General features: G+C 60.2%; 14 protein-coding genes and 1 tRNA gene. 11 read left to right on the top strand and 4 right to left on the bottom strand.

Going from position 1 to position 16,332, the window contains the following annotated elements; all coding sequences use genetic code 11:
• The first annotated feature begins 111 nt into the window (after positions 1-111).
• From DWY03_RS08085 to DWY03_RS08075, 3 genes are all read left to right on the top strand, one after another.
• Positions 112-1,146: a YeiH family protein gene (locus DWY03_RS08085; protein WP_117840402.1), complete on the top strand. Its 1,035-nt coding sequence runs from the start codon at positions 112-114 to the stop codon at positions 1,144-1,146.
• A gap of 266 nt (positions 1,147-1,412) precedes the next feature.
• On the top strand, positions 1,413-2,630 hold the full coding sequence (locus DWY03_RS08080) for a helix-turn-helix domain-containing protein (protein ID WP_117840401.1): 1,218 nt from the start codon (positions 1,413-1,415) through the stop codon (positions 2,628-2,630).
• An 84-nt stretch (positions 2,631-2,714) separates the two neighbouring features.
• Entirely contained in the window at positions 2,715-3,290 is a 576-nt protein-coding gene (locus DWY03_RS08075; RefSeq protein ID WP_147334520.1) for a hypothetical protein, read from the top strand.
• A 63-nt stretch (positions 3,291-3,353) separates the two neighbouring features.
• Here DWY03_RS08075 and DWY03_RS08070 read toward each other — a convergent pair whose 3' ends face one another.
• Positions 3,354-3,875, bottom strand: coding sequence for a nitroreductase family protein (locus DWY03_RS08070; RefSeq protein ID WP_117817020.1), 522 nt, complete (start codon positions 3,873-3,875; stop codon positions 3,354-3,356).
• 294 nt (positions 3,876-4,169) lie between these two features.
• On the opposite strand from DWY03_RS08070, the gene DWY03_RS08065 reads away from it, so the two are divergent.
• The 4 genes from DWY03_RS08065 (at position 4,170) to DWY03_RS08050 (ending at position 8,868) form a co-directional block, all read left to right on the top strand.
• Positions 4,170-4,460 carry a CDP-alcohol phosphatidyltransferase gene (locus DWY03_RS08065; RefSeq protein WP_197032830.1) on the top strand — a complete coding sequence of 97 codons (291 nt, stop codon included), beginning with the start codon at positions 4,170-4,172 and terminating at the stop codon, positions 4,458-4,460.
• 178 nt (positions 4,461-4,638) lie between these two features.
• The gene (locus DWY03_RS08060) at positions 4,639-5,139 is read left to right on the top strand and encodes a MarR family winged helix-turn-helix transcriptional regulator (RefSeq protein WP_147334521.1); all 501 of its coding nucleotides are present in this window, start codon (positions 4,639-4,641) and stop codon (positions 5,137-5,139) included.
• A complete protein-coding gene (locus DWY03_RS08055; protein ID WP_117817022.1) occupies positions 5,139-6,863 on the top strand; it encodes an ABC transporter ATP-binding protein in 1,725 nt (574 codons plus the stop codon). Before DWY03_RS08060 ends, DWY03_RS08055 begins: the two co-directional genes overlap by 1 nt.
• A gap of 1 nt (position 6,864) precedes the next feature.
• Entirely contained in the window at positions 6,865-8,868 is a 2,004-nt protein-coding gene (locus tag DWY03_RS08050) for an ABC transporter ATP-binding protein (protein ID WP_117817023.1), read from the top strand.
• A gap of 108 nt (positions 8,869-8,976) precedes the next feature.
• Here DWY03_RS08050 and cysE read toward each other — a convergent pair whose 3' ends face one another.
• On the bottom strand, positions 8,977-9,681 hold the full coding sequence (cysE, locus tag DWY03_RS08045; RefSeq protein ID WP_117817024.1) for a serine O-acetyltransferase: 705 nt from the start codon (positions 9,679-9,681) through the stop codon (positions 8,977-8,979).
• 224 nt (positions 9,682-9,905) lie between these two features.
• Between cysE and DWY03_RS08040 the strand changes: the two genes are divergently transcribed.
• Positions 9,906-10,553 (top strand): DedA family protein, encoded by a 648-nt coding sequence (locus tag DWY03_RS08040; RefSeq protein WP_117582947.1) that lies wholly within the window; start codon positions 9,906-9,908, stop codon positions 10,551-10,553.
• 289 nt (positions 10,554-10,842) lie between these two features.
• Positions 10,843-11,895: a branched-chain amino acid aminotransferase gene (locus DWY03_RS08035; RefSeq protein ID WP_117840400.1), complete on the top strand. Its 1,053-nt coding sequence runs from the start codon at positions 10,843-10,845 to the stop codon at positions 11,893-11,895.
• Between the two features lie 561 nt (positions 11,896-12,456).
• On the opposite strand, the gene DWY03_RS08030 is transcribed toward DWY03_RS08035, so the two are convergent.
• The gene (locus DWY03_RS08030; RefSeq protein ID WP_082421874.1) at positions 12,457-13,008 is read right to left on the bottom strand and encodes a LemA family protein; all 552 of its coding nucleotides are present in this window, start codon (positions 13,006-13,008) and stop codon (positions 12,457-12,459) included.
• Between the two features lie 211 nt (positions 13,009-13,219).
• Between DWY03_RS08030 and DWY03_RS08025 the strand changes: the two genes are divergently transcribed.
• Positions 13,220-13,804: a TetR/AcrR family transcriptional regulator gene (locus DWY03_RS08025; RefSeq protein WP_158558641.1), complete on the top strand. Its 585-nt coding sequence runs from the start codon at positions 13,220-13,222 to the stop codon at positions 13,802-13,804.
• Positions 13,805-13,807: 3 nt separating this feature from the next.
• Here the strand turns inward: DWY03_RS08025 and DWY03_RS08020 are convergent.
• A tRNA-Ser gene (locus DWY03_RS08020) sits at positions 13,808-13,897 on the bottom strand.
• A 51-nt stretch (positions 13,898-13,948) separates the two neighbouring features.
• Here DWY03_RS08020 and tadA point away from each other — a divergent pair.
• Entirely contained in the window at positions 13,949-15,730 is a 1,782-nt protein-coding gene (gene tadA / locus DWY03_RS08015) for a tRNA adenosine(34) deaminase TadA (protein ID WP_117840399.1), read from the top strand.
• The last annotated feature ends 602 nt before the right edge of the window (positions 15,731-16,332 follow it).

Below are 16,332 nucleotides of genomic sequence, written 5' to 3'. Positions count from 1 at the left end.
CTGTTGACCAAGAACTGTTGCGGCATCTTGGTCTGTATTTGCGCAAGGCTGTGCCCAATGTTGCCGTATCATAAGCCGTCGCAAACGTGAAATAGAAAGAAGGAATCCCATATGCAACTGGCGAATATCGTACGCGAGCGCTGGAAGGGTGTCTTGTTCTGCCTGATCGTCGCCATCCCCGCGACGTTGCTCGGCAAACAGGTTGAGGTGGTCGGCGGGCCGGTGTTTGCCATCCTCTTTGGCATGGTCCTGGCGCTCGTCTTTCCCAAGAATCGTCGCGAACAGCTCGCCGCCGGTGTCACCTATACGTCTAAAAAAGTCTTGCAGTACGCGGTAATCCTGCTTGGCTTTGGCATGAACCTCTCGCAGATTCTGTCCAAAGGCGCTCAGTCGCTGCCGATTATCGTGGCGACGATTTCGACCTCGCTTGTCATCGCCTTCGTGCTCTGCCGCGTTATGAACGTGCCGGGCAAGATCGCGACGCTTGTGGGTGTGGGTTCGTCGATTTGCGGCGGTTCTGCCATCGCCGCGACCGCGCCCGTCATTGATGCCGACGATCGCGAGATTGCCCAGGCTATTTCGGTCATCTTCCTGTTTAACGTTATCGCGGCGCTCGTGTTTCCGACGCTCGGCGGCATGCTCGGGCTGACCAACGAGGGCTTTGGCCTGTTTGCCGGCACCGCCATCAACGACACCTCGTCGGTAACGGCTGCGGCGAGCGCCTGGGACAGCATGCATCCCGGCGCCAATGTGCTCGAAAGCGCCACAGTGGTCAAGCTCACCAGGACGCTGGCCATTATTCCCATTACGTTGGTGCTCGCATGCTGGCAGATGCATCTGGCGCGCAAGGCCGGCGGCGACGCCAAAAGCACGTTCTCGCTTAAACGCGCGTTTCCCATGTTCGTGCTGTTCTTTGTGCTGGCGAGCGTAATCACCACGGTGCTTCAGCTTCCTGCATCCGTTACGGCGCCTATCAAGGAGCTGTCGAAGTTCTTTATCGTGATGGCTATGGCGGCTATTGGCTTTAATACCGATATCGTCGAGCTGGTCAAAAAGGGCGGCAAGCCCATCGCATTGGGCTTTTGCTGCTGGATTGGCATTGCGTGCATGAGTTTGGGAATGCAACACGTGCTGGGAATCTGGTAGAGAAGTAGCTTATTTGCGTGCTGCGTGTTGGCGAGCGCATCCTCGCGGTGGAGCGATAGGAGCTCTTGCGGGTATGGCTTGTCCGCAGGTTTATAAGTCCCGAAGAGCTCTTATCGCCCCGCCAGGATGGCGATGCGGGGCAACACCTATACTCGCAGGACGGCGCTTTCTGCCCTATAGTGTTTGGTGAGCAATATCGTTCAATTTTGAAACACTCGGTCGTGCGACCGTCGGCGGTTGCACGTCGCCGCGGACAGGGGCAAATCATGGATAGTGATGCCAAGCTGAACATCTTGACCGAGGCCCTGGCTGCTGCCGGGGCCTCGGCATTGGCAATCGATGCGCGTGGGGACGTCGCGATTTCGACCATGAATGACGCGGCGCTTGAGCGGGATGTGGCGGCTTTTGTCGCTGAGCGCCTCGACCGTATAGGAGACGGCGCGCGTCTGGTTATGGGGCGTGCGGGTACGCGCCTGAGCCTGACCGTTCGCCCCACCGACAAAGAAGGCGGGGGCCTTTGGGTCGTCGTGGTCCGCGAGGTACGCGGCGCCGCGGCACATGCGGGCATCGAGTGGCTCAACGCCGACGAAGTTGAGGCCCGCTACGAATCGAGCGCGTACGGCATCGTTGAGGGGGCGGCCTCGGTAGCTGCGCCGGTCGCCGAGAGTTACGCGCGCGGCGTGCCCCTTATGCTCGAGGGCGAGCTGGGAGCGGGTCAGGTCGAGATCGCCAAGCGCCTCTATCTGGACGGTCCTTTTGCCGATCAACCCTTTGTTGCCGTTGCGCTCGATGAGCTTACCGATCGCGGTTGGCGCCACGTGCTCAAAAGCGCCGAATCGCCGTTGTTCCAAACGGGGCTGACACTTTGCATTGAGGGCTGGAACACGGTTGGCCCCCAGCGTCTCCGCGAGCTCGTTTCCACGATGGCCGACACCGTGTTGGCGACGCGCTGCCATGTGGTGCTGACGGCGAATGACATGCCGGGCGGCAGCGAAAGTGATCAAGCTGCCTTTGTGACTGAGCGCTTCGCCTGTGCGGTGAGCGTGGCGCCGGCGATTGCCGAGCAGGGAGCCGCGTCGACGAAGGTTGCGCGCTATTTGGAATATCTCGCTGATGCATTTGGGACGGCAGCGCCCACGTTGTCTGCCGCGGCGGCAAAGACGCTCGATGCTTACCGCTGGCCGCGCAATTATCTGCAGCTCCGCGAGGTCTCGGAACGACTGTATATATTGGTGGGGGCGGGCACGGTGGACCGCGCTGTGGCGGAGGAAGTGCTCGCCCAAGAGGACGTGATTAAGACCGCAACCTTTGGCGCCCCGACACTCGAAAGCGACCTGTATCTCCTGCGACCGCTGGCCGATACCGAGCGAGATATCGCGCATCTGGTTGTAGATCATCTCCACGGCAACCGGACCCGTGCGGCGGAGGTGCTGGGCGTAAGCCGAACAACGCTGTGGCGCTTGCTGAAGGACGATGACCGTTGAGCGAGGCGCCCGTGACCGCGCGCGACGCGTGTGCTACAGTCCAAAGCGTTATTGTTTCGATTTGGTTACGGCGTGCGAGGGCATATGGCTGAGACTTCAAAACCGAGCCGCAGAAGGCGGAGTGCCGCGCCGGTCAACCGACGCACAACATCGGTGACGTGGGGTAAACACGCCTCGGGGTTTGACGGCTCGTTCAAGCGCACTAAATACGGCTATCCTTCGACAGGTGCCCGCTTGGCAATGCAGGCAGAGTCCTCGCTGTGGGGCCGCAAACGCGTGGTGGGCTCAAAGCTCAAGCACGACGGCACGCTCGGCTACATCAGCCGCGGGGCGGCTCGCCGCAGTGGGCTCAATCCTGCTGGTTGGCATCGTTATGTGCCGATCGCGGTCGTCGTTGCAGTGATCGTCATCGCACTCGCTGCGCTTGGCTACGCCGGCGGTGGCGCCAACTTGGACGCGGTGTTTAAATCGCCCGAGCTCGCGCATGCAGGCACAGAAGTTGTCGAGGGCGCTCAGACCCAGACGGGCGTCGCACCCCAGCGCGGCATCGTCGCGGCGGCCTCCACCATCGCCGACGCTCAAAAGGACGAGGGCGAACAGGGCGACGGCGCCGAAACGACCCACACGAACGAAACGACGACAACTCCATCGGCAAGATAAGTTGCGAGTGGGGTGGCTAAAATAGCCCCGTCCCAAATTAGCTACCCCTATGACGCTCCTGGGTTACCTTACGTAGACGACGTTGTCGCGGCGGGGTTTGGGCTCGGGTAGCGTGTCCTCGGCATAGCCCAGAATGCAGTGACCGACACCGCGCAGGCTGCCGTCGGCGGGCAGGCTCCAGCTGGCCAGCAGTTCCAGGCCCTCGGGTGAGTCAAAGACCTCATGCGCGCGGTGAATCCAGCATGAATCGACACCCAGTGCATAGGCGGCGTTGAGCAAGTTGCCCATGGCGAGCGAGCCGTCTTCCAGATGCGTGGGCACGTTGCGGTCGACCAGCACCACCACAACGGTCTTGGCGCCATAGAAGGGGTCGCCGTTGCTGCCCATGACCTGGGCGTTGAGCCGTGAGAGACGCTCGACGGTCGCGGGGTCGGTGACGGCGACAAACGTCACCGGTTGGCGGCCCATGCCGCTCGGTGCATATTGGCCGGCTTCGATAATGCGTGCAAGCTTTTCGGCCTCGACGGGACGATCGCTGTATTTGCGGCAGCTGCGGCGGTGGATGAGTGCTTCGATAGTCTCCATGGTGTCTCCTTGCGGTGGCGTTGCAGATGCCCCGTTCATACCCGTCGGGCTCAAACGATAGACGGTCAATTGCCCGGCCAAAAGGGTAGATTCCAATTGGAAAAGTAGGTTTGCATAAAAGTACCTTCAGAATGTGACAAACAAATGGGATGGTTAAACGTTTTATCCCGTCTACCCTGCGGTTTTTTACCACTTGCCTAAATGACGAACGCATAACCTCTGATAAAGGTTTTACTAAAGGAGTACCAACGTTTATCAATGCGCCGTGGTGGCGCCGGGCCAGGAGGTAACATCATGTTCCAGGCTGGAGATGTCGTCGAGACCGACTTCGAAGGATTTCTGAAGCTGCTGCGTTCCAAGACGCGCGCTTTTGTGACGATTGATGATCACGAGTACTACATCACGCACACCGATGGCTATTGGCGTGTTCAGGATTGCGAGGCCCTCAACGATAAGGGCCACTTTACTGACTGCTCCGAGCTGGTCAACACGGTCTGCGAGGTCGTCGAACTGCCGTGGATCTGTGGCAAGAGCCTGCACGACAGCTTCTCGGGCGCCACGGTCTACGAGGCCGTCGCTGCGTAACAGCCAACAATCGATATTTTCTTGCAACCGCCGGCGCCGCCCCCGCGCCGGCGGTCTTTTTTGTCGACATGTTGTTATGGGTCGCACGTCTTGCACGGCCGCCCTTGACGATAGTCAAAACTCGGACTAACCTGAAACCCTAATTAGTCAAAACTCGGACTATCGAATGGCGGGAGAGATGAATAGTACAGTTAGCCCGGTCGATTTCGACCGGATGCTCAACGGGCTTGTCCGTATCTATTCGGAGTTCGCGCGCACCTGCGGTCTTTCGGATTGCGCCTACTGGATGCTCGTCGACACGAGTGCAGCGGGTGGAAGCGTTGCCGTGAGTCGGCTGACGAGTGAATGGTTCTACAGCAAACAGACCATCAATTCGGCGATCAAGACGCTTAGGGCGCGAGGGCTCGCGACGTTGGAGTTTGCCGAGGGCAGTCGTAAGAACAAGGTTGTGCGACTGACCGAAGAAGGCGTGCAGTTTGCCAAGCACTACGCGTTGCCGGCGCAAAAGGCCGAGCAGCAGGCATTCGAGGCGCTCGAGCCGTGGGAACAGCGCGAGATCATGCGCTTGGTCGGTAAGTTTTCCCATGTTCTTAACGAAGAGTGCGAGGCATTTAAACGGCAAGTTGCCGCCGAGAACGAGGCTGACGATAAGGGCGAGGGGGAGACATGCGACTCTTAATGAGGTTTATGAGGCCGTACCGCGGTCTGATCGCGGTGACGCTGCTGGTGCTGCTAATCGACAACGTCGGTACGCTGCTCGTGCCCACGATGTTGGCGAACATGGTCAACACGGGCATCACGACGGGCGACGTCGATTACATCTTGCGCAACGGTCTGTACATGCTCATCGCGACCGGCATGGCCAGCGGCGGCGCGGTGCTGGGCTGCTATCTTTCGGCCCGTCTGGCGGCCAATGTGGCCTGCGACATCCGCAACGCCGTCTACGATAAGTCGCTCGAGCTGTCCGCCAGCGACTTTGAGCGCTTTGGCACGGGTTCGATGATCACGCGCTCGCTCAACGACATCAACGTGATCCAGCAAGCGATCCTGCAGACGATTCAGCTGGTGCTGCCGGTACCGTTCTTGGCCGTGGCGGGCATCATCTTTGCCTGGTTTATCGATCCTGCCATGGGCACGCTGCTGGGCGTGGTCGTTGCGATCGTGCTGGTGGCGGCGGTCTTTACCGTTGCCAACGCCGCGCCGATCTTTATGCGCCTGCAGAGCTTTATCGACCGCATGAACGTGGTGCTGCGCGAGAACATCGTGGGCGTGCGCGTCATCCGCGCATTTAACAAGGAGCGCCACGAGGAGCAGCGCCTGGACGAGGTGTTTAGCGATTACGCGGCCAACGCCATCAAGGTCAACCACCTGTTTGTGGGTCTCGACAGCTCCAGCTTCTTTTTGATGAACATCGCCGAGGTGGCGGTGCTGTGGGTGGGCGGCAACCGCGTGGGCGTCCATGCCATGCAAATCGGCAGCATTTCGGCCGTGCTGGAGTACGCGATTCTGATCCTGTTCTTTGTGATGATGGCGCAGATGGTGGTGCTGACGCTTCCGCGCGCCGCGGCGTGCCTCAACCGTGCGCAACAGGTGCTCGAGATCGAGCCGAGCATCGTGGACGGTAAGGCTACGCTGGGCGACGGGGCGCCTGAGTCCGCAGGCGGGGCCGACGTGGTGGCCGTGTTCGATCACATGTCGTTCCGTTTTGACGATGCCGACGAGGACACCCTGTGCAACCTGAGTTTTGCCTGCCGCCGCGGACAGACGACCGCGATCGTGGGCTCAACGGGCTCGGGCAAGTCAACGGTGGCCAAGCTCTTGCTTCGCTTCCACGATGCCACGAAGGGCGCCATTCGCCTGAACGGCGTCGACCTGCGCGACCTTTCGCAAGACGACATCCGCGGGCGTATCGCCTATGTGCCGCAGAAGGCATGGCTGTTCTCGGGTACGGTGGCGAGCAACCTGCGCTTTGGTAACGAGGGTGCGACCGAGGCTGACATGCTCCATGCGCTGGAGGTTGCCCAGAGCACCTTTGTGCTCGACCAGCCGCAGGGGCTCGATACGCCGGTGGCCCAGGGCGGCACGAACTTCTCGGGTGGTCAGCGCCAGCGCCTGGCGATTGCCCGCGCACTCATGAAGCATGCCGATCTGTATATCTTCGACGACAGTTTTTCGGCCCTGGACTTTAAGACCGATGCGGCGCTGCGCCATGCGCTGCAGGACGAGACGTGCGATGCCGCGGTGCTCATCATCGCCCAGCGCATCTCGACTATTTTGCATGCCGATCAGATCGTGGTGCTCAAAGACGGCGAGATCGTGGGCCTAGGCACGCACGACGAGCTCATGGAAACCTGCGAGGTGTACCGCGCTATCGCGGAATCGCAGATGAAGGGAGGTGAGTAGTATGACCGAGGAGCTCAAGAAGCAGGGAATTGCCGATGACGCCGCGGTTGCAGAGACAGTCGAGGAGGCGGGCGCCACGCCCGGCCTGGACGAAGCCGCCAGGGCTGCGGCCGAGCGCGAGGCTCGCCGCCAGGCACTCTACGAGGAAAACGAGCGCGCCGAGGACGAGCGCGCCCGCGCTGAGGCAGAGCGCATGCGCGACGTTGACGACGGGGACGAGGACGAGACGCCCCGCGACACCTGGGCGACGGTGCGCCGCCTGTGGAGCGAGGCCGCCGGCGACCATTGGCGCTTCTATATCGTGTTCGCGAGCATTGTGTTCTATGCCATCTTTAACACCGCTGCACCGGCATATAGTGCTCGCGTGATCGATGAGCTGTGGGGGCACATGAAGTTGGCGTTTGCCAACAACACTACCTTCAGCATTACCTGGGAGAACTGCGGCAGGACCATCTTCATCTACTTTATGATTTGGACGGCTGCTGCCTCGTTCTACGCGCTCCAGAGCTTTTTGATGTCGAGCGTGGCCGAACGCCTCAACCTGCGCCTACGCAACCGCATCGCACAAAAGCTCAACCGTCTGCCGCTTGCCTACTTTGACGCGCATCGTCCCGGCGAGGTCGTCAGCCGTGCGACCAACGACTTGGACAAGATGTCCGAGAGCATGCAGCGCGGCTTGCTGCAGCTGCTGGTGTCGATCGGTACCGTGGTGGGCGCCGTGAGCGTGATGTTCGTGTTTAGCGTGCCGCTCACGCTCGTCTTTTTGTTCTTTACGGCGCTTTCGCTGCTGGTGACGAAGGTCGTGTCGCGCCGCACGCACGATGTGACGGGCGAGCGCCAGGAGTGGGTGTCCAAGATTACGAGCGCGGTCGAGGAGGGCTACTCGGGCCGTCTGGTGATTCGTGCGTTTAACCGCGAGCACCAGAGCTCTGTCGAGGTGCACGAGGCTTCGAAGGAGCTGGCGCGCGTGAGCACCAAGGCCGACTTTATGATTAACGCCGTCGGTCCCGCGGTGCGCTTTATCGGCCGCTTGGCGCAGATCGTGATTGCGCTTGTGGGCTGCAGCATGTTGGTTGCCGGGCATATGACCGTCGGCGTGTTCCAGGCGTTCTTCCAGTTTATCTACGAGGCGTCCGAGCCCATGACGCAGCTGTCGTTTACCTTTAACTCGCTGCAGAGCGCGCTGGCGAGTGCGGAGCGCGTGTTCGACCTGCTCGACGAGTCCGAGATGGAAGCCGATCCGCTGCCGGCGGTCGCCGCCAAGCTGCCGGGTCGCATTGAGGGCCGCGTCGCTTTTGAGCACGTGCGCTTTGGCTATGCGCCCGACAAGCCGCTCATGCGCGACGTGTCGTTTACCGCCGAGCCGGGCCAGAAGATTGCCGTGGTGGGAACCACGGGCGCAGGCAAGACGACGCTCATCAACCTGCTCATGCGCTTTTACGAGATCGACGGCGGCCGTATTACGCTTGACGGTGTGGATACGCGCCTCATGGACCGCGGCGAGCTACGGCAGCAGTTTGGCATGGTGCTACAGGACGCCTGGCTGTTCGACGGCACGATTGCCGAGAACATCGCCTACGGCTGCCCCGAGGCAACGCGCGAGGAGATTGCTGCGGCCGCTCGCGCCGCCCAGGTCGACTTCTTTGTGCGCACCATGCCTCAGGGCTACGACACGCGCGTAGCCAACGATGCCGAAAGCATCAGCCAGGGCCAGCGTCAGCTGCTAACCATCGCACGCGTGCTGCTCAACAACCCGGCGATTCTCATCCTGGACGAGGCGACGTCGAGCGTGGATACGCGCACCGAGCTTGCCATCGGCCGCGCCATGGACGCACTTATGCGTGGGCGCACAAGTTTTGTGATCGCGCATCGCCTGTCGACGATCGTGGATGCCGACCTGATTCTGGTCATGGATCACGGCAATATCATCGAGCAGGGCACGCATAAGGAGCTGCTGGCAGTCGAGGGCGCCTACGCCGACCTCTATCTGAGCCAGTTCGCATAATGTGACAAAGGAATAGTCCCTTTGTCACATCAGGAATAAGGCGCGCCGGGGATGGATTCCCTGGCGCGCCTTTGCGTTGGCGTCGATGTTGTCGGCGGCCGTCCGCTTTTAGCGTTCGTCCACGAGTTTGGCGACGAGGGCCTTAAGCTCGGCCACCTCTTGCTCGAGCTCTTTGACCCGGCGTGCGTTCTCGGTGATGCCTTGGCGGTTGAGGGCGCTTTGCTCGGCTGCGTCGTCGGGCATGTACTCGCGATGCTGCTTGGCGTCGAAGGTCTCCTTGAACACGCGGCAGCCGTTGCGTTTGATAATGCGGCCGGGCACGCCCACGACGGTGCAGTTGTCGGGCACGTCTTTGACGACAACCGAGTTGCCGCCGATTTTGACGTTGTTGCCAATGCGAATGTTGCCGAGCACCTTGGCGCCTGTGCCCACGGTGACGTTGTTGCCCAGGGTGGGGTGGCGCTTGCCGGTCTCGTTGCCGGTGCCGCCAAGTGTGACGCCCTGATAGAGCACGCAGTTGTCGCCCACAATGGCGGTTTCGCCGATGACAACGCCCATGGCGTGGTCGATAAAGAAATGCTTGCCGATCTGTGCGGCAGGATGAATCTCGACGCCAGTGATATGGCGGGTGATTTGCGAGAGCACGCGGGCGAGCGAGCGATGTCCATGTTCCCACAGCCAGTGCTCGGGCACGTGGTTCCACTTGGCGTGCAGGCCGGGGTAAGAAAGGAAGATGACTAGGCCGTTTTGCGCGGCGGGGTCCTGTGCCTGGACGGTCTTGATGTCCTCGCGAATGGTATTGATAAAGCTCACCGGCCGCCCTCCCTTAGCGCCGCGACAATGCAATTCAATAAAGTATAGCGATTCGCTAGGGATTAGGAAGAGCAATCTTGCTCGGCTTTGCGCGACAGGTGTCAATTATGCAAACTTGCTGGTAATGAAGTCACGCTTTTGTAAGGTCGTGTGCGTTGCCGCGTCACAACCGTATACTGGTCAACTTGGACGTGTCCGCGCCCACAACTGAGAGGTTTTACTTCATGGGTTTCATCAATTTTATCGCCGAGCTGCTTAAGGATCCGCGCACCGCGATCGCCAGCTGGATCGCTGCCGGCCCGCTTATGGCCTATGGCTGCGTGTTCCTGATCATCTTTATCGAGACGGGCGTGGTGTTCTTCCCGTTCCTTCCCGGCGATTCGCTGCTGTTTGCCTCAGGTTTCTTTGCCCACAACGGCGGCTTTAACATCGTGGCTCTGCTGGCCGTCGCATGGACGGCTGCTATCTTGGGCGATCAGTGCAACTTTATGATCGGTCATTTCTTTGGCCAAAAGATCATCGCCTCGGGCAAGGTGAAGGCCATGACGCCCGAGCGTATCAAAAAGTCCGAGGACTTCCTGGACAAGTGGGGCCACCTGGCCATCTTCCTGGGTCGCTTCTTCCCGTTTATCCGCACCTTTGTGCCTTTCATCGCCGGCATGGGCGGCATGCACTGGCGCAACTTTGTCATCTTTAACGTGCTGGGCGGCATTACCTGGTCGACGGTCTTCACTCTGCTGGGCTACTTCTTTGGCGGCATTCCCTTTGTGCAGGAGCACTTTGAGCTGCTGATTATCGGCATCGTCGCCGTGTCGATCATCCCGACCGTGGTCGGTCTGGTTAAGGCTAAGCTCGGTAAAAAGAACGCCTAGTCCGAGCTTGTTTTCGGATGTTAATTCCAAGGCCCGTCATCGGATTCGATGGCGGGCCTTTTGTGTTGAAGGCAAATGAAAATACTTTACTTAGTTAAAGAAAAGCGTTTTATCCAAGGCGTGCGGGGAGTACAATCACCTGCATGCGAATCGACGCGCCATCGGCTTTGATGCTGCCCGCGTGTCCTGCCCGGCTCTACGCTCCGGGTATGCGACGTTGCGACGCGGCCTGCTTCGGTCCTTGCGTGCGGGTTCGCGAGTATGCAACCGCGTATGTAAGGAGCGACATATGACTGTCGAGAAGAAAGATATCGATTGGGGTAGCCTCGGCTTTGGCTACATGAAGACCGATTACAGCTACGAGGCTCATTGGAAGGATGGCGAGTGGGACGAGGGCGGCCTGACCACCGACCACACCCTGCACGTCTCCGAGTGCGGCGGTATCTTCCACTACTGCCAGGAGGTCTTTGAGGGCCTGAAGGCCTACACCGCCGAGGACGGCAGCATCGTCTGCTTCCGTCCCGACATGAACGCCGAGCGTATGTACAACTCCGCCCAGCGTCTGGAGATGCCCCCGTTCCCCAAGGATAAGTTTGTCGAGGCCGTCAAGCAGGTCGTCTCTGCCAACGCCGCATGGGTTCCGCCCTTCGGTTCCGGCGCAACCCTGTACGTGCGTCCATTTATGATCGGCTCCGGTGACGTGATCGGCGTGGCTCCCGCTCCTGAGTACACGTTCCGTATTCTCGTGACCCCGGTCGGTCCGTACTTTAAGGGCGGCCTCAAGCCTGTCAAGCTGCGCGTTTCCGAGTACGACCGCGCCGCACCGCACGGCACCGGCAACATCAAGGCCGGCCTCAACTACGCCATGTCCCTGAAGCCCACGATGGAGGCTCACCGCGAGGGCTATGCCGAGAACCTGTATCTCGACTCCGAGTCCCGCACCTATGTCGAGGAGACCGGTGGCGCCAACATCCTGTTCGTGAAGGAAGATGGCACGCTTGTTGTCCCGCAGTCGCACACCGACTCCATTCTTCCCTCCATCACCCGCCGTTCGCTCGTTCAGGTTGCTCAGGACCTGGGCATGACCGTTGACCAGCGTCCCGTCGAGTGGGCCGAGGTTAAGGCCGGTACCTTTGTCGAGTGCGGCCTGTGCGGCACCGCTGCCGTCATCTCTCCGGTTGGCGAGATTGACAACAAGGTCTATGGCGCCGACGAGACCGTGACCTTCCCGGCTGGCTACACCGAGATCGGCCCTGTGATGAAGAAGCTCCGCGAGACCCTGACTGGTATCCAGTCTGGTGCTGTTGAAGATAAGCACAACTGGGTCTATACCGTGGCGTAAGCTGCCATAGCTGCTCGGCCCGAGGGCAACCTTCCTTTCCGGCGCGTCCTCGGACATGAAAGAACCTCCGCTGCGTACTTCGTGCGGCGGAGGTTCTTTCGTCCTGCGGAGTGCGCCGGAAAGGAAGGTTGCCCTCGGGCCTGCGTTACCTCGGCGCTGCCGTTACGGGCAATATAGATCTGAATTAAAGATGGCGCGCGGCCTTTTAGGCCGCGCTTTTGTTTTGGTTCGCGCCATGTGGGGGTGATGGCGACGTGCATTTTTGCGAGTATTCTGCAATCGAAGGCCCCTGCATACCGACCTCGGGCAAAAAATCGGGATTTCTCGATGTTTTCTACGAATGATGGGCGGGGTTATGGGCTGACAGCGTTTGATTTGCAGGGATATTCGCGGTCTTTGGCATTTATCGTAGCGCCCGAAGCTCTTGGTTATGTTGAATACTCCTAAAAATGCACGGCGCTTAGAGGGGGACCTTCGCGAAAAAGGAAACCGCCCCGTCGAAGTATGCGTTCGACGGGGCGGTTTATACATTTGGCCGATTAAGGATGCGCTGCCAAACTACTAGAACTTGACGGTCGGGGCCTGGCGGGCTGCTTCGGCGGCCTCAAAGCCCTGGCGCTCCTTAAACTGGAAGATGCCGGCAAAGATGACAGCCGGGAACGTCTGAATGGCGTTGTTGTAGCTGAGCACGCAATCGTTGTAGCTCTGGCGTGCATAGCTAATCTTGTTCTCGGTATCCTCGAGCGATGCCTGCAGCTGCGTAAAGTTGGTGTTTGCCTTAAGATCGGGGTAGGCCTCGGCTACGGCGAAGAGCTGGCGCAGCGCACCGGTCAGCACGTTGTCGGCTTCCATCTTGGCCTCGGGCGTGGTGGCCTTGACGGCGGTGTTACGCGCACTGATCACGGCGGAGAGCGTCTCTTGCTCGTGCTTGGCGTAGCCCTTGACGGTCTCGACCAGGTTGGGGATCAGGTCGTTGCGGCGCTGCAGCTGCGTATCGATGTTCTGCCAGGCGTTATCGATGCGGTTACGCTTGGTGACCATGTTGTTGTAGATGCCGGCGATGGCGCAGACAATCACAATGACAACAACGATGCCGATGATGACGGTAATCATGATGTCTCCGTTTCGAATGGCCGCGGCGGCATGCGCCAGCTGCCGTTGGTATAACGCTACTAGTATACCCGCAACGTTTTGCCGTGCCGAACTTTCCGGTAAGCGTTGTGTTTTCGGCGGGGTCGGTACCGGGGCAAAGCGCGCGAGGTACAGGTGTAAGATATGCGACAGATTGACGAGTGTTGTCTTTGCCCTGAGGATGGCGATACCAGTGGACCTTCGCATCAAGAAAACCTACCGTGCCCTGTTCGATGCCTTCACCGAGCTTCTCGAGGAGCATCGTTTTGAGGACCTGACGGTTGCCATGCTGTGCGACCGCGCCATGATTCGCCGCACGACGTTCTACAAGCACTTTCGCGACAAGAACGATTACTTTGCCTTTTATATCGATGAGCTCATGTCGAGCTTGCCGCAAAAACAGCCCGATGAGGCCGGCGCAGTGTCTGCCGAGGACGTGCGCGCGCTTCGGCATGCGATTTTGGACGATGCCATGGATTTGATTCTGGCGCACGAGCGGCTCATGGATAACATTTTGGCAAGCAGCATGTCGGGCATGTTGACCAACGTTATTTGCGACCGCATTGCCCGCTCTATCCGCGAGCGTGTGATGAACGTGCTTGCCGAGGATGCCCTGGCCCCCGTGTCGCTCGAGACGACGTCTGAGTTTGTCGCCGGCGGTATTATTCGACTTTTCACGATATGGTGGGAATCGGGCCACGATCTTGAGCGTCGACCCGAGATGGCCGACGTGGTCGATGCGCTGTTTGAGCGGACCATGACACCGGTGCATCACTAGAAGTGGCGGAGAGAGGGGGATTCGAACCCCCGGAACGCTTTCGCGCTCAACGGTTTTCAAGACCGCCGCATTCAACCGCTCTGCCATCTCTCCGTGAGTCGTAATGATAGCATCGTTTTGAATTTGCAACAGGGAAGGCGAACGATGACGATCACCGAAATCGACGAGAAGTTCATGCGCGAGGCGTTGGCGGAGGCGCGAGCCGCCGCGGCGGTGGGCGAGGTGCCCATCGGAGCCGTAGTGGTGCGCGACGGCGAGATCGTCGCGAGGGCGCACAATCGGCGCGAGCTCGACCAGAACCCTTCGGCGCATGCAGAGTTCGCGGCCCTGTGCGCCGCCGCCCAGGCGCTTGGCCGCTGGCGCCTTTCCGATTGCACGGTCTACGTGACGCTCGAGCCCTGCTGCATGTGCGCGGGGCTTATGGTCAATGCGCGCGTGGGGCGCTGCGTGTATGGCGCGAGCGACGCCAAGGCGGGCGCATTGGGATCCCTATACGATTTGAATGCCGACTCGCGCCTGAATCATCGGTTTAACGTGACGGCTGGCGTGCTGGCAGACGAGTGTCGTGAGGTGTTGAGCGGCTATTTTAGTGGGTTGCGTGGCACCGATGGTGCTGGCTGCGGTTGTGGGGCCGATCTCGAGGCGCATGCCGCTCATGCCGAGGCACTCGCGTGTGCCGAAGATATTGCCGTTGAGGCGGTCGATTTTGGTGTCGTGTGCCGCCGGCCCCGCCGTGTGCTGCTGGCGATTGACTCCTTTAAGGGCAGCGTTTCGAGTGCACAGGCGGAGGAGGCGGTTGCCGAAGGCGTGCGCCGTGTGTGGTCCGATGCCGAGGTGCGCGCATTGCCGCTGGCAGATGGTGGTGAGGGAACGCTCGACGCCGTTGCCGCCTGCGGTGGCGAGCTTGTGACCTGCGAGGTTGCGGGTCCCTTGGGCGACCGCGTGTCTGCCCGGATGCTGGTGGACGGCGAGCACGAGTCGGCTGTTATTGAGATGGCCGAGGCGGCGGGTATTGGGTATTCGCCTTGCACGGAGTCGTCGGCGCTGGCTGCTACAACCTATGGCGTGGGCGAGCTGATGCTCCGTGCGGTTCGTGCCGGGGCAAAGACTATCTATATTGGCTTGGGCGGCAGCGCCACCAACGATGGTGGCGCCGGTATGCTGCAGGCGCTGGGCGCGCGTGTGGTCGATGATCAGGGCTGCAATATCGCCCCCGGTCTCGCGGGTCTCGAACACGTGGTGAGTATCGATTTGGCGCCAGCGCTTCGGGCGCTGAGCGGCGCGCGTGTCGTGGTGCTTTCCGATGTCGAGAATCCGCTTGTGGGGCGCCGAGGCGCCCTAGCGGTGTTCGGTGGGCAGAAGGGCCTGCCGGCGGATGATGCCGAGGTGCTGCGCAGGTGTGACAGCTGGATGGTCGGCTACGGCCGCCTGCTCGATACGGCGATTGCTAGGGCGCGGGCTCAGGGGTTGCTGCGCACGCCCAAGGGCGCACGGACATTTGGCTCGGTGCTCGGCGTGCCCGGCGCGGGCGCCGCCGGTGGCTTGGGCGCGGCGTTGCTGGCGCTCGGCGCGGAGCTGCGTTCGGGCGTGGAGACGGTGCTCGATCTGATTGGGTTTGACGAGCGCGTGCGCGATGTCGACCTGGTCATAACGGGCGAGGGCAATATGGATGAGCAATCCGCTGCCGGCAAGGCGCCGGTGGGTGTGGCTCGTCGTGCGAAGCGATATGGCAAGCCGGTGGTCGCCGTCGTGGGCGGTCGCGCCGACAACCTGGATGCGGTGTACGAGCAGGGTATCGACTTGGTTTTGCCGATTTGCCACAAGCCCATGGATCTGGAGCAGGCACTCGATCCGCAAGAAGCCCCAACCAACCTCATCTGCGCCGGCGAGGCAGCTGCCCAAGCCTATGACCTCGCTCGCCTCTAAAACCCATCCCCCCAATAACTTGCGGTGAAATACGGAGTGTTTTTGCCTTTAAGGTGCCAATTCAGTCCGTATTCCACCGCAACTTCGTGAATTGCCATCCGAGGCTGGTCGACATGGGTCTCGAGTCGGACCGTTTGCCACGAAATGCGGCCATCTACTACGTTTGACCGAGCTACCTCGACCATCCCGGATTTTGTGAAATTAAAACCGCAGGTAGAGAGCTTGCCGATTTCCGAAAAAGTCGGCTATGGTCGACCCCTGCGGTCTAAACGTAGTAGATAGACCCTTTTCGTGGCGCAGCGTCAGACCAGTCTATTTGGGACGGCTATTCTGACTACATGCCGATCTGATTGCCCAAGTAGTCAAAAAAGCCCCGTCCCAAATTAGCTACCTTGTGGGGCTGTGGGGATAAAGATTGCCGACGGTTTTATCCCGCCGAACCCCTTTGATGGCGCGAATGGTTCGATTTGACGACCGAGTGGCAACCTGACGCGGAATAGTGGGTCGTTTAAATTGCTACAATTTTAAGTATATTGCGATGTCCTGCCTTGCGTTTCTGCGCGGGGGGTGTTCCTATAGTTTTGTCAACTGGGAAATGCTCT

The organism is Collinsella sp. AF23-2 (genome assembly GCF_003459245.1).
In the GTDB taxonomy this organism is placed as follows: Bacteria; Actinomycetota; Coriobacteriia; order Coriobacteriales; family Coriobacteriaceae; genus Collinsella.
The sequence above is the reverse complement of the archived record's forward strand: the minus strand, read 5'-3'. Positions and strand labels throughout refer to the sequence as shown.

Excerpts from the sequence above, each read along its gene's own strand:
- DWY03_RS08050 (WP_117817023.1), top strand. The coding sequence starts at position 6,865 with ATGACCGAGGAGCTCAAGAAGCAGGGAATTGCCGATGACGCCGCGGTT.
- DWY03_RS08035 (WP_117840400.1), top strand. The coding sequence starts at position 10,843 with ATGACTGTCGAGAAGAAAGATATCGATTGGGGTAGCCTCGGCTTTGGC.
- DWY03_RS08060 (WP_147334521.1), top strand. The coding sequence starts at position 4,639 with ATGAATAGTACAGTTAGCCCGGTCGATTTCGACCGGATGCTCAACGGG.
- DWY03_RS08055 (WP_117817022.1), top strand. The coding sequence starts at position 5,139 with ATGAGGTTTATGAGGCCGTACCGCGGTCTGATCGCGGTGACGCTGCTG.
- DWY03_RS08075 (WP_147334520.1), top strand. The coding sequence starts at position 2,715 with ATGGCTGAGACTTCAAAACCGAGCCGCAGAAGGCGGAGTGCCGCGCCG.
- DWY03_RS08085 (WP_117840402.1), top strand. The coding sequence starts at position 112 with ATGCAACTGGCGAATATCGTACGCGAGCGCTGGAAGGGTGTCTTGTTC.
- tadA (WP_117840399.1), top strand. The coding sequence starts at position 13,949 with ATGACGATCACCGAAATCGACGAGAAGTTCATGCGCGAGGCGTTGGCG.
- DWY03_RS08070 (WP_117817020.1), bottom strand. The coding sequence starts at position 3,875 with ATGGAGACTATCGAAGCACTCATCCACCGCCGCAGCTGCCGCAAATAC.
- DWY03_RS08065 (WP_197032830.1), top strand. The coding sequence starts at position 4,170 with ATGTTCCAGGCTGGAGATGTCGTCGAGACCGACTTCGAAGGATTTCTG.
- DWY03_RS08030 (WP_082421874.1), bottom strand. The coding sequence starts at position 13,008 with ATGATTACCGTCATCATCGGCATCGTTGTTGTCATTGTGATTGTCTGC.
- DWY03_RS08040 (WP_117582947.1), top strand. The coding sequence starts at position 9,906 with ATGGGTTTCATCAATTTTATCGCCGAGCTGCTTAAGGATCCGCGCACC.
- DWY03_RS08080 (WP_117840401.1), top strand. The coding sequence starts at position 1,413 with ATGGATAGTGATGCCAAGCTGAACATCTTGACCGAGGCCCTGGCTGCT.